The 25,038-nt window shown below is 70.1% G+C and carries 22 protein-coding genes and 1 pseudogene; 9 read left to right on the top strand and 14 right to left on the bottom strand.

The annotated features are described in order from the left end of the window. The first annotated feature begins 27 nt into the window (after positions 1-27). On the top strand, positions 28-825 hold the full coding sequence (locus AC1RLW_RS27655; protein ID WP_493195831.1) for an SDR family oxidoreductase: 798 nt from the start codon (positions 28-30) through the stop codon (positions 823-825). A gap of 309 nt (positions 826-1,134) precedes the next feature. On the opposite strand, the gene AC1RLW_RS27650 is transcribed toward AC1RLW_RS27655, so the two are convergent. Next, positions 1,135-2,043: a LysR family transcriptional regulator gene (locus AC1RLW_RS27650; RefSeq protein WP_095949478.1), complete on the bottom strand. Its 909-nt coding sequence runs from the start codon at positions 2,041-2,043 to the stop codon at positions 1,135-1,137. An 89-nt stretch (positions 2,044-2,132) separates the two neighbouring features. Between AC1RLW_RS27650 and AC1RLW_RS27645 the strand changes: the two genes are divergently transcribed. Both AC1RLW_RS27645 and AC1RLW_RS27640 read left to right on the top strand, forming a co-directional pair. Beyond that, positions 2,133-3,143 carry a zinc-binding alcohol dehydrogenase family protein gene (locus tag AC1RLW_RS27645; protein WP_493195830.1) on the top strand — a complete coding sequence of 337 codons (1,011 nt, stop codon included), beginning with the start codon at positions 2,133-2,135 and terminating at the stop codon, positions 3,141-3,143. 14 nt (positions 3,144-3,157) lie between these two features. Further along, positions 3,158-3,727 carry a GNAT family N-acetyltransferase gene (locus AC1RLW_RS27640; protein WP_493195828.1) on the top strand — a complete coding sequence of 190 codons (570 nt, stop codon included), beginning with the start codon at positions 3,158-3,160 and terminating at the stop codon, positions 3,725-3,727. A 15-nt stretch (positions 3,728-3,742) separates the two neighbouring features. Here the strand turns inward: AC1RLW_RS27640 and AC1RLW_RS27635 are convergent, their stop codons facing one another. After that, positions 3,743-5,095 carry a PQQ-dependent sugar dehydrogenase gene (locus AC1RLW_RS27635; protein WP_493195827.1) on the bottom strand — a complete coding sequence of 451 codons (1,353 nt, stop codon included), beginning with the start codon at positions 5,093-5,095 and terminating at the stop codon, positions 3,743-3,745. A 130-nt stretch (positions 5,096-5,225) separates the two neighbouring features. Here AC1RLW_RS27635 and AC1RLW_RS27630 point away from each other — a divergent pair, with 130 nt between their 5' ends. The 5 genes from AC1RLW_RS27630 (at position 5,226) to AC1RLW_RS27610 (ending at position 11,675) form a co-directional block, all read left to right on the top strand. Then, positions 5,226-5,999, top strand: a complete 774-nt coding sequence (locus tag AC1RLW_RS27630) for an alanyl-tRNA editing protein (protein WP_493195826.1) — start codon at positions 5,226-5,228, stop codon at positions 5,997-5,999. A gap of 61 nt (positions 6,000-6,060) precedes the next feature. After that, the gene (locus tag AC1RLW_RS27625; protein WP_493195825.1) at positions 6,061-8,289 is read left to right on the top strand and encodes a protein-disulfide reductase DsbD family protein; all 2,229 of its coding nucleotides are present in this window, start codon (positions 6,061-6,063) and stop codon (positions 8,287-8,289) included. Between the two features lie 126 nt (positions 8,290-8,415). Next, a complete protein-coding gene (locus AC1RLW_RS27620) occupies positions 8,416-9,108 on the top strand; it encodes a redoxin domain-containing protein (RefSeq protein WP_493195823.1) in 693 nt (230 codons plus the stop codon). Between the two features lie 126 nt (positions 9,109-9,234). Then, positions 9,235-10,542, top strand: coding sequence for an MFS transporter (locus AC1RLW_RS27615; RefSeq protein WP_492687294.1), 1,308 nt, complete (start codon positions 9,235-9,237; stop codon positions 10,540-10,542). 152 nt (positions 10,543-10,694) lie between these two features. Further along, positions 10,695-11,675, top strand: a complete 981-nt coding sequence (locus AC1RLW_RS27610) for an AraC-like ligand-binding domain-containing protein (RefSeq protein ID WP_493195822.1) — start codon at positions 10,695-10,697, stop codon at positions 11,673-11,675. A gap of 10 nt (positions 11,676-11,685) precedes the next feature. On the opposite strand, the gene AC1RLW_RS27605 is transcribed toward AC1RLW_RS27610, so the two are convergent. Both AC1RLW_RS27605 and AC1RLW_RS27600 read right to left on the bottom strand, forming a co-directional pair. Then, entirely contained in the window at positions 11,686-12,984 is a 1,299-nt protein-coding gene (locus AC1RLW_RS27605) for a hypothetical protein (protein WP_493195821.1), read from the bottom strand. 4 nt (positions 12,985-12,988) lie between these two features. After that, on the bottom strand, positions 12,989-13,978 hold the full coding sequence (locus AC1RLW_RS27600) for a tripartite tricarboxylate transporter substrate binding protein (RefSeq protein WP_493195819.1): 990 nt from the start codon (positions 13,976-13,978) through the stop codon (positions 12,989-12,991). Between the two features lie 155 nt (positions 13,979-14,133). Between AC1RLW_RS27600 and AC1RLW_RS27595 the strand changes: the two genes are divergently transcribed. Continuing rightward, entirely contained in the window at positions 14,134-15,066 is a 933-nt protein-coding gene (locus AC1RLW_RS27595) for a LysR substrate-binding domain-containing protein (protein ID WP_493195818.1), read from the top strand. On the opposite strand, the gene AC1RLW_RS27590 is transcribed toward AC1RLW_RS27595, so the two are convergent. The 10 genes and pseudogenes from AC1RLW_RS27590 to AC1RLW_RS27545 form a co-directional block, all read right to left on the bottom strand. Then, a complete protein-coding gene (locus AC1RLW_RS27590; protein WP_493195817.1) occupies positions 15,063-15,770 on the bottom strand; it encodes an ABC transporter ATP-binding protein in 708 nt (235 codons plus the stop codon). The genes AC1RLW_RS27595 and AC1RLW_RS27590 overlap by 4 nt on opposite strands. A 7-nt stretch (positions 15,771-15,777) precedes the next feature. Next, the gene (locus AC1RLW_RS27585; protein ID WP_493195816.1) at positions 15,778-16,485 is read right to left on the bottom strand and encodes an ABC transporter ATP-binding protein; all 708 of its coding nucleotides are present in this window, start codon (positions 16,483-16,485) and stop codon (positions 15,778-15,780) included. Continuing rightward, positions 16,482-17,552: a branched-chain amino acid ABC transporter permease gene (locus AC1RLW_RS27580; protein WP_493195815.1), complete on the bottom strand. Its 1,071-nt coding sequence runs from the start codon at positions 17,550-17,552 to the stop codon at positions 16,482-16,484. The genes AC1RLW_RS27585 and AC1RLW_RS27580 overlap by 4 nt, the downstream gene beginning before the upstream one ends. After that, positions 17,549-18,418, bottom strand: coding sequence for a branched-chain amino acid ABC transporter permease (locus AC1RLW_RS27575; RefSeq protein WP_062476232.1), 870 nt, complete (start codon positions 18,416-18,418; stop codon positions 17,549-17,551). Before AC1RLW_RS27575 ends, AC1RLW_RS27580 begins: the two co-directional genes overlap by 4 nt. Positions 18,419-18,430: 12 nt before the next feature. Next, entirely contained in the window at positions 18,431-19,696 is a 1,266-nt protein-coding gene (locus AC1RLW_RS27570) for an ABC transporter substrate-binding protein (protein WP_493195814.1), read from the bottom strand. A gap of 42 nt (positions 19,697-19,738) precedes the next feature. Then, positions 19,739-21,241 carry an aldehyde dehydrogenase family protein gene (locus AC1RLW_RS27565; RefSeq protein ID WP_493195813.1) on the bottom strand — a complete coding sequence of 501 codons (1,503 nt, stop codon included), beginning with the start codon at positions 21,239-21,241 and terminating at the stop codon, positions 19,739-19,741. A 46-nt stretch (positions 21,242-21,287) separates the two neighbouring features. After that, on the bottom strand, positions 21,288-21,680 hold the full coding sequence (locus AC1RLW_RS27560; RefSeq protein WP_095743473.1) for a nuclear transport factor 2 family protein: 393 nt from the start codon (positions 21,678-21,680) through the stop codon (positions 21,288-21,290). Between the two features lie 27 nt (positions 21,681-21,707). Next, complete coding sequence (locus tag AC1RLW_RS27555; protein ID WP_493195812.1) at positions 21,708-22,508, bottom strand: MoaF C-terminal domain-containing protein; 801 nt, start codon at positions 22,506-22,508, stop codon at positions 21,708-21,710. 12 nt (positions 22,509-22,520) lie between these two features. Continuing rightward, on the bottom strand, positions 22,521-23,327 hold the full coding sequence (locus AC1RLW_RS27550) for an SDR family NAD(P)-dependent oxidoreductase (protein ID WP_493195811.1): 807 nt from the start codon (positions 23,325-23,327) through the stop codon (positions 22,521-22,523). 79 nt (positions 23,328-23,406) lie between these two features. Further along, a pseudogene (locus tag AC1RLW_RS27545) lies at positions 23,407-24,999 on the bottom strand (GMC family oxidoreductase); the annotation flags it as partial. Positions 25,000-25,038 lie beyond the last annotated feature (39 nt).

Genomic DNA, 25,038 nt, shown 5'->3' with positions numbered 1-25,038 from the left:
ATTCACCTTCTTCCAAGGACCCCCGACATGGATCTCCAGCTCCAGGACCAGCACGTTCTCATCACCGGCGGCAGCAAGGGCATCGGCCTGGCCTGCGCGCTCGGTTTCCTGCGCGAAGGCGCGCGCGTGAGCCTGGTCTCGCGCGACCTGCAGAACCTGCAACAGGGCCAGCAGTCACTGATCGCCGCGTTCCCACAAGCCGAAGGCCGCGTCAGCCTGCACGCCGCCGACCTCAAGAACCCCGCCGGCGCTGTGGCCGCTCTCGACGCCGCCGAGCAGGCCTTCGGCCCTGTCGACGTGCTCGTCAATTCGGCAGGCGCCGCGCGCCGCACCCCGCCCGACGAGCTCACGCCCGCTGCGTGGCACGACGCGATGGACGCCAAGTACTTCACCTACATCCACATGATCGACCCGGTCGTGAAGCGCATGGGCACGCGCGGCCGCGGCGCGATCGTCAACGTGATCGGCCAGGGCGGCAAGGTTGCGAGCCCCGTCCACATGGCCGGCGGTGCGGCCAATGCGGCGCTGATGCTGGTGAGTGCGGGCATGGCTGCGGCCTATGCAGCGAAGGGCGTGCGCGTGAACGCCGTGAATCCGGGGCTCACGCTGACTGCGCGGCTGCAGGAAGGGATGAAGGCGGATGCGAAGCTGCAGGGGATCGGCACCGATGAAGCGCTGGAGCGCGCGACTGCGCGCCTGCCGCTGGGGCGCATTGCGACGCCGGAGGAAGTCGCCAACACCGTGCTCTTCCTGGCGTCGCCGAAGGCAAGCTATGTGACCGGCGCGATCGTGGCGATGGATGGCGCCGTGACCCCGATGATCTGACGAGGGACAACAGGGGGAGCGAACGCAGTGATGCGATCCCCCCAAGGCCGAGCGCAGCGACGGCCCGACCATTCCCCCTCCCCTCTGGCCGCGCCGAGGAGCGCAGCGTTTCGCGGATCAGGGCTCGCCCTTGTTTGAGCGAAGCGAGTTTGGGCGAGACCCCGCGAAACGCGAGCACCGCAGGTTGCCCGCAGCGAAGCGGAGGGACGCGGACAGTGGGGTCGCCTTTTCTTTGCTTACTTTCTTTTGGCGAAGCAAAAGAAAGTGAGTCGCCCGCCGGGGCGAGACCCGGCCCCCGAAACCAAACCCTCAGCCCAAAGCCAACAACCCCTCGAACTTCAAAGCCAGGAAATCAACAAAGCCACGAACCCGAGCCGGCACAAACCTCCCACTAGGCAACAGCGCATGCAACGGATAAGGCTCCGTCTCCCAGTCAGGCAGCAGCCGCACAAGACGACCTTCCCGAATGTCGTTACGCACATCCAGCGCCGACTTCAGAGAGATGCCATACCCCGCCACAGTCCACTCCCGCGCCAGCGAAGCATCATCCACACTGCGATCCCCATTCACCCGCACCTCCGTCCACTGCCCCAACTGCGCAAACCGCCACACCCGGTGCCGTCGCCCACTCCGGTTGAACGTCAGACAGTTGTGCTGCAGCAGATCCTGCGGAACCCGAGGCAAGGGATGCCGACGCAGATAGTCCGGTGAAGCCGTCAGCACCGGATTCGTCAGCGCAAACGCCCGCGCCACCAGCCGCGAATCGGCCAGCGCCCCGTAGCGCAGCGCGACGTCCACCTCGTCCCGCATCACGTCCAGCGGCCGATCCCCGACAGACAGCGACAACTGCACCCCCGGATGCAACGCCAGGAACTCGTCGAACCACGGCAGCAAGGTGCTGCGCGTCAGGTCCGACGGCGAGGCCACCCGCAAGGTACCGACAAGTTCGCCGCGATCCGCAGTGACCAGCGACTCCCCTTCATCCAGCAGTTCAAAAGCACGCACCGCATAGTCGAGCAGCGTCTGCCCCTGCGGCGTCAGCCGCATCGCCCGCGTCGACCGCTCGAACAGCCGCGCCCCCAACTGCGCCTCCAGCCGCTTCAACGTCGCACTGGCCGCGGCGGGCGTGATCCCCAGCGCGTGCCCCGCCGCCGTGAGCGTGCCGCCACGCGCCGTCTGCACGAGCACCTGCAGGTCCGATATATTTTCAATCTTCATTTGAAAGTGTTGGTGATTCAGACCACCTTATCAAACAGAAGTTGTCATCCTACAGTCCAGCCATCGTTCCAGAAAGAAGGTCTCTTCCCATGAAAGCCGTCGGCTACCACCAGCCCCTCCCCATCGACCACCCCGAATCGCTGCAGGACATCGAGCTCCCCGCCCCCGTGCCGGGCGCGCGCGACCTGCTGGTGCGCGTGAAGGCCGTGTCGGTCAACCCGGTCGACACCAAGGTCCGCAAGAACGCCGCTCCCGAAGCCGGCCAGGCCAAGGTGCTGGGCTGGGACGCGGTCGGCACCGTCGAAGCCATCGGCAGCGGCGTGACCGGCTTCAAGGTCGGCGACCGCGTCTACTACGCCGGCTCCATCATTCGCCCCGGCGCCAATTCGGAGCTGCACGCGGTCGACGAGCGCATCGCCGCCCTCGCCCCGAAGAGCCTCGACGACGCGCAAGCCGCCGCCTTGCCGCTGACCACCATCACCGCCTACGAACTGCTGTTCGACCGCCTGCAGGTGCCCAAGGACGGCGGCGAAGGCCAGACGCTGCTCATCACCGGCGGCGCGGGCGGCGTGGGCTCCATCCTCATCCAGCTCGCACGCCAGCTCACGAAGCTGCGCGTGGTCGCCACCGCCTCGCGCGCCGAAACGCGTGAGTGGTGCCTGGCACTGGGCGCGCACGTCGTCATCGACCATTCAAAGCCGCTCGCCGCCGAACTGAAGGCCGCCGGCATCGACGAAGTCGACATGGTCGCCAGCCTCACGCAGACCGACCAGCACTACGCGCAGCTCATCGAGAGCCTCAAGCCCCAAGGCCAGCTCGCGGTGATCGACGACATGAAGGTGCTCGACGCGATGCCGCTGAAGACCAAGTGCATCTCGCTGCACTGGGAGATGATGTTCACGCGCTCGCGCTTCACCACACCCGACATCGCCGAGCAGGGCAAGCTGCTGGCCGAAGTGGCCGCGCTGGTCGACGCGGGCCGCATCCGCACCACGGCGAATGCGAGCTTCGGCACCATCAACGCCGCGAATTTGAAGAAGGCGCACGCGCTCATCGAGAGCGGCAAGGCGCAGGGCAAGGTGGTGCTGGCCGGGTTCTGAGCACAATCGGTCGCATGACCGAAGAAAGCACACACCCGCCCCTCATCGAATTCGACACCCCGCGCCTGCGGGTGCGCCAATGGCGCGAGAGCGATCTCGCGCCATTTTTCGCGCTGGCCTGCGACCCGCAGGTGATGGAGTTCCTGCTCCCCTTGCCCACGCGCGCCGAGAGCGACGCAGCAGCCCACCGTGCCCGCGCGCTCATCGCACAGAAGGGCTGGGGCTTCTGGGCCGTCGAGCGCAAGGACACAGGCGAGTTCATCGGCTTCACCGGCCTGAACGTGCCGATGGCCACGCTGCCCTTCTCGCCCTGCGTGGAGATCGGCTGGCGCCTGTCGCGCGCCAGCTGGGGCCAGGGCTTCGCGACGGAGGCCGCGCGCGGCGCGCTGCAGGTCGGCTTCGAACGGCTCGGGCTCGACGAGATCGTGGCGTTCACGGCCAACGGCAACCTGCGCTCGGCCGCCGTGATGGCACGCATCGGCATGCACGAGGACGTGGCCGGCGCCTTCGAGCATCCGGCGGTGGCAGAGGGCCATGCGCTGCGCGGCCACCGGCTGTTCCGGATCGGCAAGCCGCAGCGCTGAAACGACCGCGCCGGGCTACTTCGCCTTCGACACGCGCCACACCGCGTTGCCCACGTCGTCCGCCACCAGCAGCGCGCCGCCCTTGTCCAGCGCCACGCCCACCGGCCGGCCGTGGGCCTTTTCGTCGGCGCTCAGGAAGCCCGTGAGAACATCGACCGGCGGCCCGCTCGGCTTGCCGCCGATGAAGGGCACGAACACCACCTTGTAGCCCGACTTGGGCTTGCGGTTCCACGAGCCGTGCTCGCCGATGAAGGCACCGCTCGCGAACTCGGGCGGCATGCCGCGCGCGTGCGAGAACACCAGGCCCAGCGGCGCGACGTGCGCGCCCAGCGCGTAGTCGGGCGCCAGTGCCTTGGCCACCCGCTCGGGCTGTTGCGGCGTGACGCGCGCATCGACCACGCCGCCCCAGTAGCTCCAGGGCCAGCCGTAGAAGGCGCCGTCTTTCACCGAGGTGAGGTAGTCGGGCACGAGGTCGCTGCCGATCTCGTCGCGCTCGTTCACCACGGTCCACAGGACGTTGGTCTCGGGCTCCCAGCCCAGGCCGTTGGGGTTGCGCAGGCCGCTGGCGAACAGGCGCTTCTCGCCGCTCTTCGCATCGACCTCCCAGATCGCGGCGCGGCCCTCTTCGGCCGCCATGCCGTTCTCGCCGATGTTGCTGTTGGAGCCGACCGTGACGTACAGCTTGCTGCCGTCGGCGCTGGCGATGACGTTCTTGGTCCAGTGGTGGTTGAGGCCGGCGGGCAGCGCCGTCACCACGGTGGGCGTGGCGCTGACCGAGGTCTGGCCCTCGGTGTAGGGCACCTTCACGAGCGCGTCGGCGTTGGCGATGAAGAGCTCGTTGCCGACCAGCGCCATGCCGTAGGGCGAGCTGAGGTTCGCCAGGAACACCTGCTTCACCTCGGCCAGGCCGTCGCCATCGGCGTCGCGCAGCAAGGTGATGCGGTTGGCGCTGGGCACGCCGGCGCCCGCGCGGCCCATGACCTTGCCCATGACCCAGTTGCGCACCTTGGCGACCGGGCCGCCGGCGCCGCTGCCTTCGGGCTTGGGCGGCTTGTTGCTCTCGGCCACCAGCACGTCGCCGTTGGGCAGGGTGTAGACCCAGCGCGGGTGGTCCAGCCCGCGCGCCAGCGCCGTCACGCGCAGGCCTTCGGCGGGGGTGGGCGCGGCGGTGTCGGTCCAGCCGACGGCGGGCGCCACGTTGACGGTGGGGATCAGCGTCTTGTTCGGATCGGCCAGCTGCGGCCGGGGGCCGGTCGTGAGTTCGGGCGCGAGCTTGGCGGTCTCGCCGCAGCCGGCGACGAGCAGCACGGCGGCCACGGCCGCTGCGGACAAGGCGAGGCGGACGGGAAGGTGCGGCGATGCGTTCATGCGGATTCCTTGCGCGGCAGGCGGCCGCAGACCGCCGGATCATGCGCAATCGCACGGCGCGGGCGTGTCGGTCGTGGGCGCTTTCCGGCGTGCGCGCACCTCCTTCGCACATCGTCGCTACCATCGCCGCATGACCGACGACCTGTTCCGCGCCGACGCCTACCTGCGCACCTGTGAAGCCCGCATCCTGCGCATCGACGACACCGGCATCGTGCTGGACCGCACCGTGTTCTATCCGCTGGGCGGCGGGCAGGCCGGCGATGCCGGCGCGCTGGTGCTCGCCGACGGCCGCGAAATCGCCATCATCGACACCCGCAAGGCCAAGGACGCCGAGGGCCAGCCGACCGCCGAGTTCGTCCATGTGCCCGCGCCCGACCAGGCCGAGCTGCTGGCCGCGCTGGCGCCCGGCGACACCGTCACCGCCCGCCTCGACTGGGAGCGCCGCCACCGACTGATGCGCTTTCACACCGCCAGCCACCTGCTGTGCCACCTCGTGCCGGTGCCGGTGAACGGCTGCTCGATCACGCCCGAGTACGCGCGCATCGACTTCCACATCACCGACCCGCTCGACAAGGAAACGCTCACCGCCGGCCTTGCGAAGCTGGTCGAAGCCGCCCACCCGCTGACCGTGGGCGCCATCAGCGACGCCGAGCTCGACGCCAACCCCGCGCTGGTCAAGAGCATGAGCGTGCAGCCGCCGCGCGGCACGGGCACGGTGCGCACCATCCGCATCGGCGGCACGGGCGAAGACGGCGGCGCGCCGTCGATCGACTTCCAGCCCTGCGGCGGCACGCACGTGGCCAACACGGCGGAGATCGGCGCCATGGTCGTCACCAAGATCGAGAAGAAGAGCGCGACCACCCGGCGCGTGGTGCTGGGCTGGCCCTCGGCCACCGCGGCCTGAGCCTCGGGAAAGACCCGGCCCCCAGGAACTTCGCCCCGCCCTCTGGCTCCGACTGACCGGCATGACCTTTTCGCGCATCTCTTTCGCTACTTTTCTGATAGCTACCGCCGCAGCCTGCATGCCGGCTGCGGCCCAGCTGACCCCTAAGACCGGGGCCGTGGTCACCACCCCCCATGTGCGCGCCGAACTGGTCGCCCATGCGCCCCAGGGCGTGGCGCCCGGCGCGCCGGTCTGGGTCGGGCTGCAGATCACCCACCAGCCCGAGTGGCACACCTACTGGAAGAACGCCGGCGATTCGGGCCTTCCGACGGAACTGAAGTGGACGCTGCCCGCCGGCGTCTCGACCGGCGAGATCGCCTGGCCGGTGCCCAAGAAGATCCCGGTCGGCACGCTCGCCAACTACGGCTACGAGAACACCGTGCTGCTGCCGGTGCCGCTCGAGGTCTCGACGCTCTACAAGCCCGACGTGGCGCTCACCGGCGGCTCGCCGGCCATGGACATCAAGCTGCAGGCCTCCTGGCTGGTCTGCCGCAAGGAATGCATTCCTGAAGAGGGCGAGTTCACGCTCTCGCTGCCCACGCGCGGCTCGACCGCGCTGAACAAGGCGGCCTTCGACACCGCACAGGCCGCGCAACCGCAGCCGCTGGGCGCGCCCGGCGCCATCGCCGTCGAGGGCCAGCAGCTGAAGGTGCGCCTCGAAGGCCTGCCCGCCGCCGTGCGCGGCAAGACGCTCGAGTTCTTCCCCGAAACGCCCGAGGTGATCCGCACCGCGGCCGTCTCCGGCAAGGACTGGACGCAGGCCTGGGACGGCGCGACCTGGACCGCCACCATGCCGCTGGCCGACCAGCGCAGCGAAAGCCCCACCGCCATGCCCGTGGTGGTGGCGCTGGCCGAGGCCGACCGCCAGGCCGGCCAGCCCGTGGCCTGGCGCGCCGAGGCGCCGGTGTCGGGCACCTGGCCCGCCGCCACCGCCGCGCCGCGCGCCGCCGAGGTGTCGCCCGCGCTGCAGGCGGCGCTGGCCGCCAACGCGGCCCAGGCGGCGGCCCCTGCTGCCGCTGCGCAGGCCCAGCCCGCCGGCACCTTCATGGTCGCCCTGCTCGGCGCGCTGCTCGGCGGCCTGCTGCTCAACCTCATGCCCTGCGTGTTCCCGATCCTCGCGATCAAGGTGCTGGGCTTCGCGCGGCAAGCCGGCAACGCCAGCGCGCACCGCAAGGCCGGGCTGGCCTACACGGGCGGCGTGATGCTGTCGTTCCTCGCGCTGGGCGGCGCCATGCTGGCGCTGCGCGCGGCCGGTGCGCAGCTCGGCTGGGGTTTCCAGCTGCAGTCGCCCGGCGTGGTGGCGGCGCTGGCGGCGCTCTTCACCCTGCTCGGCCTGAACCTGGCCGGCGTGTTCGAGTTCGGCCGCGCCGCGCCGCAGTCGGTGTGCAGCGCGCAGGCCAAGCATCCGCTGGCCAACGACTTCCTTTCCGGCGTGCTCGCCGTGGTGATCGCCTCGCCCTGCACCGCGCCGTTCATGGGCGCCTCGCTGGGCTTTGCCATCGGCCTGCCGGCGGCCCAGGCGCTGCTGCTGTTCGCCGCGCTGGGCCTGGGCCTGGCGCTGCCCTACCTGGTGGCGGGCTTCGTGCCGGCCGTGGCGCGCCTGCTGCCCAAGCCGGGCCCGTGGATGCACACGCTGCGCCGCCTACTGGCCTTCCCGATGTTCGCGACCGTGGCCTGGCTGGTCTGGGTGCTGGGCCAGCAAAGCGGCATCGACGGCGCGGGCACGCTGCTCGCGCTGCTGGTGTGCCTGGCCGCCGTGGTCTGGGCGCTCACGCTGACCGGACGCACGCGCGTGGTCATCGCCACCGTGATGATCGCCTTCACCGCCGTGCTGGCCGGCACCATCGGCCGCAACATCGTGCAAGTGCCTGAACCGACGGCCAGGCTGGCCTCGGCAGCACCGAACGACGGCGAACGCTGGCAGCCGTGGTCGGCTCAGCGCGTGAGCGACATGACGGCCGCGGGCCGGCCCGTGTTCATCGACTTCACCGCCGCCTGGTGCGTGACCTGCCAGTACAACAAGAAGAGCACACTGGCCGACGCCGAGGTGCTCGCCGACTTCGACACGAAACAGGTCGCCATGCTGCGCGCCGACTGGACCCGCCGCGACCCCGCCATCACCGCCGCGCTCACCGCGCTGGGCCGCAGCGGCGTGCCCGTGTACGTGCTGCAGGCACCGGGCAAGGCGCCCGTCGTGCTGACAGAAATCCTCAGCAAGGACGAAGTCCGCGCCGCGTTGGCAGCGCTTTGAACGCCGATGCGGTGAATTGAAACGAGATGACAACGCCGCTGTCATGGGTTGTCACACGCACTTGAAGAAACCGTTCTAAGCTGCAGTTGTTGTTTGGAATTTTGTTTTTTGGAGTTCAAGCTGGCCATGACGCTCTCGCCCACTGTCGACTCACGCTCCCTTCGCGCCGCGCGCCAGGCGCGCGCCGCCCTCAGCCGCGCTTCCCGCCGCGCCGTCGTGGCCGCCGCCGTCGCGCTGGGCGCCACCTTCCTCATGGGCACCAACGCCTTCGCCGCGCCCGCCGTGGGCCAGCAGGCGCCCGACTTCGTGGCCGTCGACACCAGCGGCGCCAAGCACAAGCTCTCGGACTTCGCGGGCAAGTTCGTGGTGCTCGAATGGACCAACCCCGGCTGCCCCTTCGTGCGCAAGCACTACGGCAGCGGCAACATGCCGGCCACGCAGAAAGCGGCCACCGACAAGGGCGTGGTCTGGCTCGCCATCAACTCCACCGAACGCGCCGCCAGCGACTACCTGAAGGCCGACGCACTCGACGCCTGGATGAAGTCGCAAAAGGCCTCGCCCACCGCCGTGCTGATGGACGAAGACGGCGTGATCGGCCAGGTCTACGGCGCGCGCACCACGCCCCACATCTTCATCATCGACCCCAAGGGCACGCTGGTGTATGCCGGCGGCATCGACAGCATCGCCTCGGCGCGCGTGGACGACATCAAGACCGCCACCAACTACGTGAACCAGGCACTGGGCGAGGTGACCGGTGGAAAACCGGTGTCGATGGCGAGCACACGGCCTTACGGGTGTTCGATCAAGTACAAGAGTTGATGCGTGCGCACGCGCCGCCCGCTGCGCGGCGCGCTGCATTGACAGCTACCTGACTCCCCTCGTCAGGTGCAGGTCGGGAACCCCGACCTACCCTTGGGCCCACAACACCGCCCCAGGGGACACACCATGACTTCCGCGCCTGCCAACGCGCATTCCTCCTCGAAATTCGCCACCGTCCTGCGCGTGACCGGCGGCAACTTCATGGAGATGTTCGACTTCTTCCTGTTCGGCTTCTACGCCACGCAGATCTCGAAGGCCTTCTTCCCCGCGGGCAACGAGTTCGCGTCGCTGATGCTGACCTTCATGACCTTCGGCGCGGGCTTCCTGATGCGGCCGCTGGGGGCCATCTTTCTCGGTGCGTACGTCGACCGCGTGGGCCGCCGCCAGGGGCTGATCGTCACGCTCGCGCTGATGGCCGTCGGCACGCTGCTCATCGCCTGCGTGCCGAGCTACGCGACCATCGGCGTCATCGCGCCGCTGCTGGTGCTGGTCGGACGGCTGCTGCAGGGCTTCTCGGCCGGCGTGGAGCTGGGCGGCGTGTCGGTGTACCTGTCGGAAATGGCCACGCCGGGGCGCAAGGGCTTCTACGTGAGCTGGCAGTCGGCCAGCCAGCAGGTGGCGATCGTCGTCGCCGCCGCGCTCGGCTACTGGCTCAACGTGACCTTCACGCCCCAGGAGATCGGCGACTTCTACTGGCGCATTCCCTTCTTCGTCGGCTGCCTGATCGTGCCGGTGCTGTTCATCATCCGCCGCTCGCTGCAGGAAACCGAGGAGTTCATGGCGCGCAAGCACCGCCCCGACGCGCGCGAGATTTTCCGCTCGATGGTCGCCAACTGGGGCCTCGTGGTCGCCGGGATGATGCTGGTGTCGATGACCACCGTGTCGTTCTACCTGATCACCGTCTACACGCCCACCTTCGGCAAGGCCGTGCTGCACCTGAGCACCACCGACGCGCTCATCGTCACGCTGTGCGTGGCCATTTCCAACTTCTTCTGGCTGCCGGTCATGGGCTCGCTGTCGGACCGCGTGGGGCGCAAGCCGCTGCTCGTGCTGTTCACCGTGCTGACCATCCTCACGGCCTACCCGTCGCTCAAGTGGCTGGTCGGTGCGCCGAGCTTCGCGCGCATGCTCGAGGTGGAGCTGTGGCTGTCGTTCCTGTACGCCAGCTACAACGGCGCGATGGTGGTGGCGCTCACCGAGGTGATGCCGGTCAGCGTGCGCACCGCGGGCTTCTCGCTGGCCTACAGCCTTGCGACGGCCCTGTTCGGCGGCTTCACGCCGGCGATTGCCACGGGCCTGATCGAGATGACCGGCGACAAGGGCGCCCCCGGCCTGTGGATGACGGCCGCCGCGGCCTGCGGGCTGGTTGCGACGCTCGTGCTGTACCGCCGCAACGTCGACCCGGCCGACGCGGGCCGCGTGCCCGTCGTCTGAGAAGGTGTGAACCGCGGGCATTGACCCAGCGCGCACCGGCCGTTGACCGGGAGCGCACCGCCCCCGCCGCTCCGGGTGGAAGTACCGATGATGGCGCGCGCCGACCTGCCTATCCTGCACCAGCGCTTCCGGCGCCCCCAGGGAACCACCGCATGAACGCACACCACTTCAGCACCCGGCTCGAACACCCGGCCGACCGGCAGGCCTGCTGGGGCCGCATCAACGAGTCGTACTTCGGCGCGCTGCGCGTGCAGTGCCTCGACCCCGGCCCGTTCGACGCGCGCATGGACGCCTACGAGCTCGGCCCGCTGGGCATGTTCATGATCGAGGCGCCTTCGCACCGCGTGGCGCGGCCCGACACGCACCGCGAGATCGCGCTCGACGAGCACTACAAGCTGGTGCTGCAGCTGGAAGGCCACGGCCACATCTCGCAGCGCAACCGCGAGTTCCACCTGCACCCGGGCGACTGGAGCCTGTACGACCCGCGCGTGCCCTACGCCATCACCAACCCCGAGCGCTCGCGCCTGCTGGCCATCACGATCCCGCGCCAGCAGTTCAAGGGCATGAAGATGCCCGACCTGCACACCTGCGAGGCCCACACGCCGGCCATGCAGGGGCTGTACGCGGTGCTCGGTTCGTTCCTCACTTCGCTGGCCGACCAGCTGCCCTCGCTGCCCAACGCCGTCGGCCGCTCGGTCAGCGACACCGTGCTGGGCCTGCTGGCCTCCACGCTCGCCACGCACGCCGACGAACAGTTCGGCGCGCAGCCGCTGCCGGGCGTGCTGAAGGCGCGCGTGAAGCAGTTCGTGCACGCGCACCTGGCCGACCCGGCCTTGTCGCTCGACCTCATCGCGCAGCAGCTGCGCTGCTCCAAGCGCTACCTGCACCGCGTGTTCGAGGACGAAGACCAGACGCTCGACCGCTTCATCTGGCAGATGCGCCTGGAGCGCTGCAGCGAGGCGCTGCGCCAGGCCGCGGGCGGCCGCGCCTCGGTGTCGGAGATCGCCTTCGCCTGGGGCTTCAACAGCAGCGCGCATTTCTGCCGCGTGTTCAAGGCGCAGTACGGCGTGTCGCCGCGCGAATTCCAGCAGCGCGAGGCGCAGCGGGCGGCGTCGCCGGCGCTGACGCACTAGGCAACGCCTTTCAGGGGCTGCCCACGATCCCCGACACGTCGACGATGTACATCTGCCTCTGCGATTCGTGCACGGAGTCGATGCACACCTGCCGTCCGTCGCGGCGCCAGCGTGGGTGCAGGTCGCACCGGTTCTCCTTGCTCAGCGCCGGCGTGGCGTAGAAGCTGCCCAGGTCGTGGCGACGGCCGGTGGCCATGTCGAACAGGAACAGCACGCGCTCGTGCGTGCGGGCGTCGGGATAGGTGTCGCTCAGCAGCCAGCGCGTGCTGACCGGCGAGAAGGTCATGTGGCCGTTCTCCACCAGCACGCCGTCGCCGATCACGCGGACCTCGCCGCCCACGCGGTCGTGGTACAGGTGGTAGTGGATCTTCGCGGCGTGCGGGCCCCACACGATGATGTGTTCGTCGTCCTGCCACAGCGGGTGCGAGATCTGGTACTCGGACTTCTCGTAGTCGAAGGTGCCCACGGCCGTCGGGTCGAAGTCGTCCGCCAGCTGCGGCAGCGGATGGTCGGAGCACTCCAGCAGGCGCAGGTCGGAGCCGTCGGGGTTCATCGTGAGCAGGCGGTGCAAGAAGCAGGTCTCGTCCTCGACGCGTTCGGTCCAGCGGTGCAGGAACAGCACGCGCGACGACGACGGGTTGACCTCGATGTGGCTCACCCAGTGGATCGCCTTGTCCATCGACGCGCGCGGATGAAACCGGCGCAGGTCCTGGTAGCTCAGCAGCAGCCGCGCCGTGCCGGTGGCCAGGTCGGTCGCGTGGATGCCGTCGTCGGCCGGTGCCAGCGGCAGCTCGAACGGCCCGCCGACCTCGCTGTAGCCGATGGTCCGGTGCGTGATGTACAGGCGCCGGTAGTCCACGCTCAAGGCCCAGCGGCTGTCGGGCGCCACCACGTAGATCGGCAAGGGCAGCAGGCGCTTGGCGCCGGTGTCGACGTCGAGCACCGTGGCGCCGAAGCCGGGGTAGAACGCATCGGCATCGCCGGTGCGGCTGTTGTAGATCAGCTGGCGGCCCGGCGCGCCATCGAGCCACTGCAGCTGGCTGCCCATCTGCCAGTTCCATGCGGTGGTGTCGCCCACCGCGTGGAAGCGGTCGTTGTCCTGCAGGTCGAAGTAGCCGATGCGTGCTGCCGCCGTCGGCGTGAGTTCGGCGTCCATCCAGGGCACCTGCTGCGCCAGCAGGTAGCGCCCGCTGCGGTCCCAGGCGCTCTTGTTGTAGTAGCCGAAGAAATGGTGCTGCGCGCCATCGCCCACGCGGCGGCAGGGCACGGGCGCGAGGCGGGGTTGTTCAAGAAGTGGGTTCGACGACATGGACTCACTCCGCGGCAATGCGGCCTTGCTGGATCACCTTGTCCCAGCGCAGCTTCTCGGCGGCGATGAAGCGCGTCGCGGCGTCGCGCGTGTTGGCCACCGGCGTCATGCCCTGCTCCGACAGGCCCTGGCGGAACTCCGGCGCGGCGACGATCTTTCGGATGTCGGCATTGAGCTTGTCCGCGATGGCGTCGGGCACCTTGGCGCTCACCGCCACCGTGGTCCACGAGGTGGCCTCGAAGGCCGGGAAGCCCGACTCGATCGCGGTCGGCACTTCGGGCAGCGCCGGCAGGCGGGCCTTGCCGGTCACGGCCAGCGCCTTGAGCTTGCCGCCGCGGATGTGGGCCAGCGTGGTCGGCGGGTTCTCGAACATCAGCTGGATCTGCCCCGCCAGCAGGTCGTTCAGCGCGGCCGTGCTGCCCTTGTAGGGCACGTGCACGAGCGGTGCGTTGGCCGTGAGCTTGAACAGCTCGCCGATCATGTGCACGGACGAGCCCACGCCGGCCGAACCGAAGTTGATGGTGTCCGGCTGCTTGCGCGCCAGCGCCACCAGCTGCTTCAGGTCGTTGGCCGGCAACGCGGGGTGGGCCACCACGACATGCGGCATCTCGGCCAGCACCGTGACCACCTTCAGGTCGGTCGCGGGGTCGTAGCTGAGCTTCTTGAACACGCCGTAGGTCGCGTGCAGCCCGATCGAGCCGAGCAGCACCGTGTAGCCATCGGCCGGTGCATCGGCCACGAACTTGCCGCCGATGTGCCCGCCGGCGCCGGGCTTGTTGTCGACCACCACCGACTGCTTGTACAGCTTGCCCAGCCGGTCGGCCAGCATGCGGGCCTGCACGTCGGAGCTGCCGCCGGCGGTGAAGGGCACCACGAGCCGGATCATCCGGTCGGGGTAGGCCTGCGGCTGCGATGCCTGCGACGTCGAAGCGACGCCCAGGGCCAGTGCGAGAAGGCCGAGGCCGGCGGCCCTGCGGGGCCAGTGCTGTGTCATGCGTCTTCCTTGCTGTGCGCCGCGACGGCGCGATGGAGGGGGTGGATAGGGCGCAGTCTAGGAACGCAGCATCATTCTGAAAAATTCATTTTCATTCGCAGGCTATGCAGAAAAGATATGCCATGCTTTCCGCCGTACAGCCTAGGAGCCCCCGCATGTCGCGCCCGTTGAACTTCCGCCAGATCGAGGCCTTCCGCGCCGTGATGCAGACCGGCACCACCACCGCAGCGGCGGCCCTGCTGCACACCACGCAGCCTTCCGTGAGCCGCCTGCTCTCGCAGATCCAGCATGCCACCGGGCTCAAGCTGTTCGACATCCACAAGGGACGGCTGCGCCCCACGCACGAGGCGCGCCAGCTGTTCGACACGGTGCAGCGCCACTTCCTGGGCCTGGACCGCATCGAGCAGAGCGTGGCGGTGCTGCGCAAGTCGGGCGCGGGCTCGCTGCGCGTGGGCTGCACGCCGGCGCTCGGGCTGGGCGTCATGCCGCAGGTGATCCATGCCTTCTCGCGATTGCACCCCGAGGTGCACGTCAACCTGCAGACCGTCGGCACGCACGCCTTGCGCGAGGGCCTGCTCTACGGCCTGTACGACGTCGCGCTCAGCACCGCCGCCTTCCACGACCCGCAGCTCGACGCGGTCAGCCTGCACAAGGCCAGCGCGGTGTGCGTCGTGCATCCCGGGCATGCGCTGGCGCACCGCGACGCCGTCCATGTGCGCGACCTGAAGCAGCAGGTGCTTCTCACGCTGAATGCCGACGACGAGATCCACCAGCAGTTCCAGCGCACGCTGCAGCAGCACCGCATCGAATGCGCCGCCACGGTCGAGACGACCTACTCGGTCACCATCTGCATGATGGCGGCGCAGGGCACCGGCGTCGGCATCGTCAACCCCTACGTGGCTTCGGTGTTCGCGCGCGACCTGAAGATCCTGCCGCTGTCGCCGCGCTGCCCGGTGGAAGTGTCGATGGCGTTCTCGCCGCAGTCGGCGCCGTCGGCCATCGCCGAGGAGTTCACCGCGCGGCTGCGCGACTACTTCCAGGCCTTCGTGATGCCCACCGCACGGAAGGCGCAGCTATCTCGCGCCTAGGCCGCCGCGAGATAGCTGCTGTGCAGGATCTCCGGCCGGCTGCGCAGTTCTTCCGACGAGCCCGCGAACGCCATGCGCCCGCGCTCCAGCACATAGGCGCGGCTCGACACGGCCAGCGCCACCGTCGTGAACTGCTCGATCAGCAGCACGCCCACGCCCTCGCGCGCGACCTGCTGCACCACCTCGACCAGCCGCTTGACCACCGCGGGTGCGAGCCCCAGCGAGAGTTCGTCGATGGCGAGGTAGCGCGGTTGGCCGATGAGCGCCTGCGCGATGCAGACCATCTGCTTCTGTCCACCCGACAGCGAACGCGCGGGCAGCGCGAGCTTCACGCGCAGCTCCGGGAACACGCCGAGCACGCGCTCGACCGCATCGGCCACGCCGGCCGCAGGCAGTGCGGTCGCGGCGGCGCGCAGGTTGTCGAGCACCGACAGCTCGCCGAGCACGCGATGCCCCTCGGGCACCACCGCCACGCCCAGCGCGCGCACGCGCTCGGGCCGCTGGCCGTGCAGGGCGTGGCCCTCGACCTCGATGCGTCCGCCCGCGAGCGGCAGCACACCGCCGATGGCCATCACGGTGCTCGACTTGCCCGCGCCGTTGGCGCCGAGCAGCGCCGTCACCTCGCCCGGCGGCACCTGCAGGTCGATGCCGTGCAGCACGGCCTTGCCGCCGCGTTGCAGGCGCAGATCCGTCACGTTCAGCATGGGGTGGTCACTCCGTTCCCAGGTAGGCCTTGCGCACGGCCGGATCGTCGAGCACCTCGCGCGTCGGGCCGAGCGCGAGGCGGCGGCCGAAGTCGAGCACCAGGGTCTGCGTGCAGGTCGCGGCGATCAGGTCGACGTCGTGGTCGATGAGCAGCACCTGCGCACCGCAGAACGCATGCACCGCGCCGATCGTGCGACGCAGCACGCCGGCCTCCTGCTCGGTGAGGCCGGCGCCGGGCTCGTCGAGCAGCAGCAGCTTGGGCGCGCCGACCAGCGACTTTGCGAGTTCGAGCATTCGGCGCTGGAACAGGTTGAGGCGGTGCCCCATGACGGTCGCCACGTCGAGCAGGCCGGTGTGCGACAGCGCACGCGCCAACTGCGACGCGGCCTCGCCGCGCGCGTGCGGCACGTGGTCGAGCAGCGCGCGCACGTTGTCCCACACGCTGAGGTCTTCCACCACCTGCTCGGTCTGGAACGAGCGGCGCAGGCCGAAGCGCACGCGCGCGATGGGTTTCAGGCCCAGCAGGTCGGTGCCGTCCACCGCCACGCGGCCGGCGCTGGGCGACACGAGGCCGCTGAGCACATTGACCAGCGTGGTCTTGCCCGCGCCGTTCGGCCCGATGAGGCCGCAGACCGGTGCATCGAGCTGCGCCGTGAGCGCGTCGATGGCCTTGACGCCGCCGAAGGCGACGGTGAGATCGTCGATGCGGATCATGGTGCGGCGTCCTTGCCCTTCGGCGAAGCGAAGCGTCTTCGCACCGCCTCGAACGCGCCCATCAGCTGCCCCGCGATGCCGCTCGGCGCCGTGATGAGCGCATGCAGCAGTGCCACGCCAAAGAAGATCATCGCGAGGTAGCCGTTGACGCCGAAGTCGGTCAACAGCGCCGGCACCGCGCGCAGCAGCAGGCCCGCGATGAGCGCACCGGCCCAGTGGTACACGCCGCCCACCACCGTGAGTGCGAACAGCATCACCGATTCGCCGGCCGTGAAGGCGCGCCCGTCGAGCTGCCCCACGCCGCCCGCGAGCAGCGCACCGGCCACGCCGGCGCAGAAGCCCGCGAGCCCGAAGGCCCAGGTCTGGTAGCGCAGGATGTTCACGCCGGCCGCCACGGCCGCCGCCTCGCCGCGCCGGATCAGCGCCCACGAGCGGCCCGCGCGCGTGCGCCGGTGCAGCTCGATCAGCGCCAGCACCGCGGCCAGCCACACGGCCACGTAGCGGAAGTACGCCGCGTCGGACAGCGCCAGCGCGGGGCGCGGCATCATCAGCCGCTCGCTGCCGAACACGCGGCCCAGCCAGCCCGCGCCGCCGTCGGGAAAGCCCGTCACGTTGACGACCACCTGGAAGCCGCCCGCCATCATCATCGTGACGAGCGCGAGGTACAGGCCCTTGAGCCGCAGCGCCGGCAGGCCCGCGAGCATGCCCACGACGCAGGACAGCAGCCCGCCCGCGAGCACCGACAGCTCGAAGGGCCAGCCGAGCCCGTGCCCCGCGCGCAGCGCGACCCAGCCGCCCGCGCCGAGCAGCGCGTACTGGCACAGCGACACCAGCCCGAGCTGGCCATAGAGCAGCGCCACGCCGGCCGCCGCGACCGACAGCGCGAGCGACGAGGTGAGCGTCTTGATCCAGTACGCATTGGCGAACCACGGCACGGCCCAGCCGATCAGCAGCACGCAGGCCACCATGAGCACGAGCGAGCGGCGGGCGCGGCGCGTGGCCTGCGCCAGCGCGGCGGGTGCTGCGTCGGACGCGGGCATGGCGCCTTCGAGGATCGACGCGTTCATGCCGACCGCGTCCCCGCGCGGTAGAAGACGATCATCGCCAGCGCGATGAGGAACGGCGTGGCCGTGCGAAAGGCCGCGAAGCCCGGCACCGTGATCGCCAGCGCCTCCAGCACGCCGATGGCGATGCCGCCCGCCACGGTCGCCGGCAGCGAATGCAGCCGACCGATGATGGCGGCGGCGAAGGCCGGAATCACGAGAAAGGTCAGCAGCGTGGCCTGCAGCCGCACGATGTTGGCCAGCAGCAGCCCGCACACGCCCGCGAAGGCGCCGCTCAGGATCCACGCCACCGTGTCGACGCCGAGCACGCGGATGCCGAGCAGCGCGCTCAGGTCGCGGTCGTTGGCCAGCGCGCGCATCTTCAGGCCCACGCGCGTCTTCGACAGCAGCAGGCCGACGCCGCCCATCATCAGCACCGCGAGCGCCAGGCCGAGCGCGCGCGTGTGCGTGAGCCGCACCTCGACCTCGCCCAGCACGAATTCGAGCGCGCCGCCGTCGGTCGGCAGCACGAGACGGCGCGGCTGTTCGCCCCAGGTCCATTCGGTGAAGCCCACCACCACGAGCGCGAAGCCCAGCGTGGCGATGCTGCGGATGGTCGGGTCGCGGTGCGACAGGCGCGGTGCCAGCAGCCGCCCGTAGGCCAGCGACAGCGCCATGGCCGCGAGCACCGCCGCGCACCACGCCAGGCCCTGCGGCCAGTCGGCTTCGAGCAGCGTCCAGGCCACATACGCGCCGAGCGCGCCGATGGCCCCGAAGGCGAAGTTCAGCACGCCCGACGAGCGATAGAGCACCACCAACCCCACGCCCGAGAGCGCGTAGACCGCGCCCAGGCCCAGGCCCGAGATGACGAAAGGCAGGTAGTCCTCCATGGCCCGGCGCGCTTACTTCAGGCCCATCTTCTGCTCGTCGGCACGGATGTCGACCAGCTCCGGGTCGTCCGCCGTGAGGCAGCCGCCGGGCGCAAAGCGCCAGCCGTTGCCGTCGGGGCTGGCCATGGGCCCGCTGTTGTTGGCGTTGTGGCGGTTGCCGCTGCCCACGTAGAAGGGCTTGCACAGGATGTCGCTGCGGAAGTCGCTCACCTTGCGCAGCGCGTCGGTCACGCTGGCGCGGGCTATCTTCTTCGGGTCCATCTTCAGCATCGCCTGCGTGGCCAGGCGCGCGGCCAGGTAGCCGGCCTGCGAGAAGGTGTCGCGCGGGTCGCTCTTGGCACCGTGCTTGTCCATCACCGCGAGCCAGTTCTTGTTGTCGGGCCCGGCCGATTCGAGCGGGTTGAACTCGAGGTTGACGTCGAAGTTGCCCTTCCAGTACGGCCCGATGGCCTTGGGCACGTCGACGTTGTAGGCCGGCGCGGCCGACACGAAGTGGATCTTCTTGCCCAGGTTCTGCTGCTCGGCCGCGGCCAGCATCGGCACGAGGATGCCCTTGGGCACGTTCATGATGATGGTGTCGGGCTTCTTCGCGGCGGCCTGCAGCATGGTCGAGGTGGCGTCAGCCGAGCCGGGGTCGATGGTGAGGGTCTCGACCGTCACGCCGTTCTTCCTGCCCCATTCCTTCGGCCCCTCGCAGGCCCAGTTGCCCAGGCTTGGGATGTTCGGAATGATGCAGACCATCTTCTTCGCCTTGTACTTCTGCGCGGCGTACATCGCGGCGATGGTCGCCGACACGCGCGGCCCGGCGTTCACCGGCACGTAGTTGCGCGCGTTGAAGCACTCGCGCGGCACGCCGGTGCCGGCGATGACCATCACGCCCTCGTCGGCGTACATCTTGGCGTTGGCGCCGCACTCCACGAAGCTGGTGCTGCCCACGAGCGCGACCACCTTGCGGTCCTTCACGAGCTTGGAGGCCACCTGCGCGGCGGTCTCGGGGTTCCACTGGTCGTCGAGCACGAGGTAGTCGACCGGCCGGCCATGGATGCCGCCGTTGGCGTTGACGCACTTGAAGTACGCGGCCGCCGCCTGGCCCGAGGCGCTGAAGTCGTCGGGCCCGGTCTTGCCGACCACGGCGCCGATGGGAATGGGCTCGCCCGTGGCGGGCTTGCCGGTGTTGAGGCCGCAGTCGGGGCCCGCCTGCGCCCAGGCGCCGCTGAAGCCGGCGAGGCCCAGCGCGCCGGCAACGGCCGACAGCGCGATTCGTCTTTTGCTTTGCATGAGGTGTCTCCTTCTTTTTGGGTGATCGAAACCGGGGCGGGGCTACACCGCCATGCACACGCTCTTGAGTTCGGTGAAGCTCTCCACCGCCGCACGCCCGAGGTCGCGCCCGCTGCCCGACTGCTTCACGCCGCCCAGCGGCAGCGCGTTGTCGAGCACGTTGTGCGCGTTGACCCAGACCACGCCCGCCTGCAGGCGCGGCACGATGCGGTGCACAGCGCAGAGGTCGTTCGACCAGACGCTGGCTGCCAGGCCGTAGGCGCTGTCGTTGGCCAGGCGCACGGCCTCATCGACGTCGTCGAAAGGCACCACGGTTGCGACCGGGCCGAACACTTCCTCGCGCGCGATGCGCATCGACGGCTGCGCGTCGACGAACACGGTGGGCTGCACGAAGCAGCCGCCGTCGAAGGCCAGGCGCCCGCCCGTGACCAGCGTGGCGCCCTCGGCCACGGCGCCGTCGATGTGCGCCATCACGCGCGCCAGATGGCGCTTGGACACGAGCGGCCCGAACTGCGCCTTGGGGTCGAAGCCCGAGCCGATGTGCAGGCCTTCGGCGGCCTGCGCGAGCCGGCGCACCACCTCGTCGAACAGGCCGCGCTGCACGTACACGCGCGAACCCGCGGTGCACACCTGGCCCTGGTGAAAGAAGATGCCGTTGGCCGCGCCCTGCGCCGCCGCCACCGGGTCGGCATCGCCGAGCACGATGAGCGGCGACTTGCCGCCCAGCTCCAGCGTGAAGCGCGCCATGCTGTCCACGGCCGCATGGCCGATGTGCCGGCCCACCGCCGTCGAGCCGGTGAAGCTGATCTTGCGGACGTCCGGGTGCGCGGCCAGCGCCGCGCCGGCCGTGGCGCCGCGCCCGCACACCACGTTGAGCGCGCCCGGCGGAAAGCCTGCCTCCAGCGCCAGCTCGGCCAGCCGCAGCGCGGTGAGCGGCGTTTCTTCCGAGGGCTTGAGCACCACGGTGCAGCCGGCCGCGAGCGCGGGCGCCACCTTCCACAGCGCGATGGCGAGCGGAAAGTTCCACGGCACGATGGCCGCGACCACGCCCACCGGTTCGCGCCGCGTGTACGTGATCCACTGCGCGCCGGGGATGCCGATGGAGTTGTCGAGCGTCTGGCCTTCGAGCTTGGTGGCCCAGCCCGCCATGTAGCGCACGAACTCCGCGCCCGCCCCCACGTCGACCATGCGCGCGATGCCGCGCAGCTTGCCGCTTTGCAGGGTTTCGAGCGCGCTGAGTTCGTCGGCGTGCGATTCGATGAGCGTCGAGAGCGTGTACAGCATGCGCTCGCGGTCGGCCGGGCGCAGCGACTTCCAGGCGGCGCTCTCGAAGGTGCGGCGCGCGCCGGCGACGGCGGCGTGCACGTCGTCCGCGTCGCTGTCGGGCGCCTCGGCCACGGTCATCTCGGTGGCCGGGTCGACCACCGGCAGGTACTGCCCGTTGCGGGGCACGACCTCGTGGCCGTCGATGTGGTTGCCGCGGCGGCGCTGCGCCAGCAGGCCCACCTGGCCGAGGTGTTCGATCGACAGGTCGCGCAGATTCATGGGCGGGCTCCGGGAAGGGATGCGAGGGATGCGAAAGAAAGCGGTGTCACGGCTGCATGGCGCGCGCGACGAGCAGCGTGTCGGTGAACTGCTCGAAGCGCTGCACCTTTCCGCCCTGCACCTGCCACACGTGCGTGACGCGGGCCTGCATCGGCTTGCCCGTGGTGCGGTGGCGCGCGTGGTAGTCGCCGATGCCGACCACGGTGTCGCCGCCGTCGACCAGCCGCTCGAGCACGAAGCGGTAGCCCTCCCATTCGGCGCCGAGCACCTGGAAGACCTTCTCGACCACCTGCGCGGGGCCGACGTGCGTGCCGGCGCAGGGAAAGCCGGCCATCTCGGTCCACTGCACGTCGTTGGCCACATCGGCGAACATCGCGGCGAGGTCGTGGCGGTCGGAGGCGGCGTAATGGTCGGCCACGATCTGGTAAGGGGTGCGCATGAAAAAAGCTCCTGGACAACGATGAGGTCAGACGGGCCCGAACTCGGGCGGGTAGAAGGTCTGCGAGGCCTTGCGCATGAAGGCGCCGGCGGGGTTGTTGGCGATCGCACCGGCGCCGGTGAGCCCGAGGAACTTGCCGGTCGAGCGGCCGTTCGCGAAGTCGAAGAAGAACACCGACGCGACCGGAATCAGGAACTCGCGGAAGGTGAAGACGTACTGGTCGTCGTCGAACTTCCAGTAGCTCGCCAGGTCCACGTCGCCGTGGCCGCGCTGCACGCCCACAAGGCACTGCCAGGCGTAGCGCTCGGCGCTCAGGTAGGTGTGCTCGTAGGTGTGGTTGGGGCTGTAGGTCTGCCAGGTGCGCAGGCCGATGAGGTCGCGCGTGGCGTGCGGCGCGCTGCCCGTTGCAGTGCCGCCTTCGAGCGTGCCGGGCCAGAAGTCCTGCGGCACGCGCGGCTGGCCCGCGGCCTCGTCGGCGCCGATGATGCGGCAGCGGATGGCGAGCACGCGGCGCGTGCGCGTGTTGACGACGACGGTCAGCGCCTCGCTCGGGCGGCTGGCCTGCGTGATGTCGAGGAAGAAGGTGTCGGGCGCGACCTCGATGGCCTCGTACCAGTCGCCTTGGCCTTGCCCGCCGCGCGCGCCGTCTTCGTGCCAGTCGAGCGTGTGCTGCGCGCGCGGCTGCAGCGTGAGCTGGAAGCCGGGCAGCGCGAGCCGCAGCGTCTGGCCGGCGAGTGCGTCGGTGGCGGGCAGGCGGTTGGTTGCGATGCCGAGGGCGAACTGGTCGTAGGTCTTCCAGTCGGCGGGCTTGGTGGTGTCGGTGCTCATGGTGCGGCCCTTTCAGGCGTCGTGCGCGAAGGCGATGGTGGGGAGGTCGACCGCGGACGCACCGCCATCGACCATCAGCGAACTGCCGCTGACCATCGCGGCCAGCGGCGAGGCGAGGAACAGCACGGCGTTCGCCACGTCGTCGGGGCTGGCGGCGCGGCCCATGGGCACGTCGCGCGTGACGAGGTCGTAGGCCGCGTCGGTGTTCGGCAAGCGGTGCTTGTCGACGAGCACCTGCATCTGTTCGTCGGCCATCTCGGTGCGCACCCAGCCGGGGCACACGGCGTTCACGCGCACGCCCTGTTGTCCGTAGTCGCGCGCCAGCGAACGCACGAGGCCGATGAGTGCGTGCTTCATGGTCACGTAGCCGACCACGCCCGGCCCCGCGAAGTGTCCCGCGAGCGACGAGAGCACGACGATGTTGCCGCGCCGCGCGATGAGCTCGGGCAGCAACTCGCGCGCGCAGACGAAAGCGGTGTCGAGGTTCAGGCGCGTGGACAGCGCCCACGAGGCGTCGTCGGTCGAAAGCGCATCGCCCACGCCGTGGCCGCCCGCGTTGGCGACCAGCACATCGACGCCGCCGAAGCGTTCGCGCGCGGCGGCCAGTGCGCGCTGCACGTCGGAAGTGTTCGCCGCATCGCCCGCCACCGCGAGCCCGCCAAGCTTTGACGCCACCGCTTCGAGTTGCGCGAGGCGACGCCCCATCAGCACCACGCGGCCGCCCGCCGCGACGAACTGCGCGGCCACCGCCGCACCGATGCCGGTGCCGCCGCCGGTGATGAAGGCGACCTTGCCGGCCATGGAATCTGTAGCACTCATTCGCTCTGTCTCCTTGTTGGAAAGGACTCTAGGTTTCAGTGCGCTTCGGCGATTGACCGAGCGCGCAACTTCAGTTGCCTGACAGCGCGAAGTCCGCGCAGCGTTCGGCCAGCATCACGGTGGGCGCGTTGGTGTTGCCGCTGACGAGCGAAGGCATCACCGAGGCGTCGCACACGCGCAGCTTCGCCACGCCGTGCACGCGCATGCGCGCATCGACCACGGCCATGGCGTCGCGGCCCATGCGGCAGGTGCCGCTCGGGTGGTAGACGGTCTTGGCGCGCTCGCGCACGTAGGCCTCGAGGGCCTCGTCGGACATGTCGTCGGCGGCCGACGGCGCCAGCTCTTCGGACACCACCTCGCGCAGCGCCGGCGCGCGCAGGATGCGGCGCGCCAGCTTCACGCCGCGCACCAGCGTGTCGACATCGGCCTGCGCCTGCAGGTAGCCGCCGTCGAACAGGATCGGCGCCATCGGGTCGGCGCTGCGCAGCGCCACGCGCCCGCGCGACTGCGGGCGCAGGAAGCAGGGGTTGATCGACAGGCCGTGGCCGGCCAGCGGCTCGCGGTCGACGTCGCCCACGAGCACGGGCAGCACGTGGAACTGCAGGTCGGGCCGGCCCTCGCCGGTGGTGTCGACGAAGCCGCCGCTCTCGACCACGTTCGAGGTGAGCAGGCCGGAGCCGAACATCATCCATTGCAGCCCGTGCTTCATCGCCGCCAGGCCGCGGTCGTTGCCCAGCAGGCTCACGGGCTCGCGCGTGCGGCCGTAGACCGACACCTCCAGGTGGTCCTGGAAGTTCTCGCCCACGCCGGGCAGGTCTTTCACCACCGGCAGGCCCAGCGCCTGCAGCTGCGCGCCGGGGCCGATGCCCGACAGCAGCAGCAGTTTGGGCGAGGCGAGCGCGCCGGCCGAGAGGATCACTTCGTCGCGCGCGGTGGCCACCACCTCTTCGCCGCTGCCGTTGCGGCCCGTGCGGTAGACCACGCCAGTGGCCGTGCCGTCCTGCGTGAGCACGCGCAGCACATGCGCGCCCGTCACCACCGTGAGCTTCGGGTCGTCGCGCACGGCCGCGAGGTAGGTGGCGGCGGTGCTCGCGCGCCGGCCTTCGAAGGTGGTGGTCTGGTAGAAGCCCACGCCGGCCTGGGCGGCGCCGTTGAAGTCGTCGTTGTAGGCCAGGCCGCTTTGCTGCGCGGCGCGCAGGAAGGCCAGGCTCAGCGGATGGCGAAAGCGGGTGTCGCTCACCTTCAGCGGCCCGTTCGTGCCGTGCAGCTCGCAGGCGAAGCGCGCGTTGCCCTCGGCCTTGCGGAACCACGGCAGCACGTCGCGCCAGCCCCAGCCCTCGCAGCCCTGCGCCTCCCAGCCGTCGTAGTCGGCGGGCGTGCCGCGCACGTAGACCATGGCGTTGACCGAACTGCCGCCGCCCAGCGTGCGGCCCTGCGGCACGAACATCTTGCGGCCGGCGGCGGCGGGCTGCGGCTCGCTCTCGTAGGCCCAGGTGCGCTCGGTGCCGATCACGCGCACGAAGGTGGCGGGCATGTGGATGAAGCGGTCGTCGTCGGGCGGGCCCGCCTCCAGCAGCAGCACGCGGCGCCCGGCGCGCACCAGCCGGTGCGCCAGCACGCAGCCGGCCGAGCCGGCGCCCACCACCACCACATCGAAAACCTGCTGCGCCATGTCCGTTCCAGACTGAAGTTGTTGTCGGGAACGGATGCT

Source organism: Variovorax sp. GW822-FHT04A09, assembly GCF_058801005.1.
This window is presented reverse-complemented; position numbering and strand designations above follow the sequence as displayed.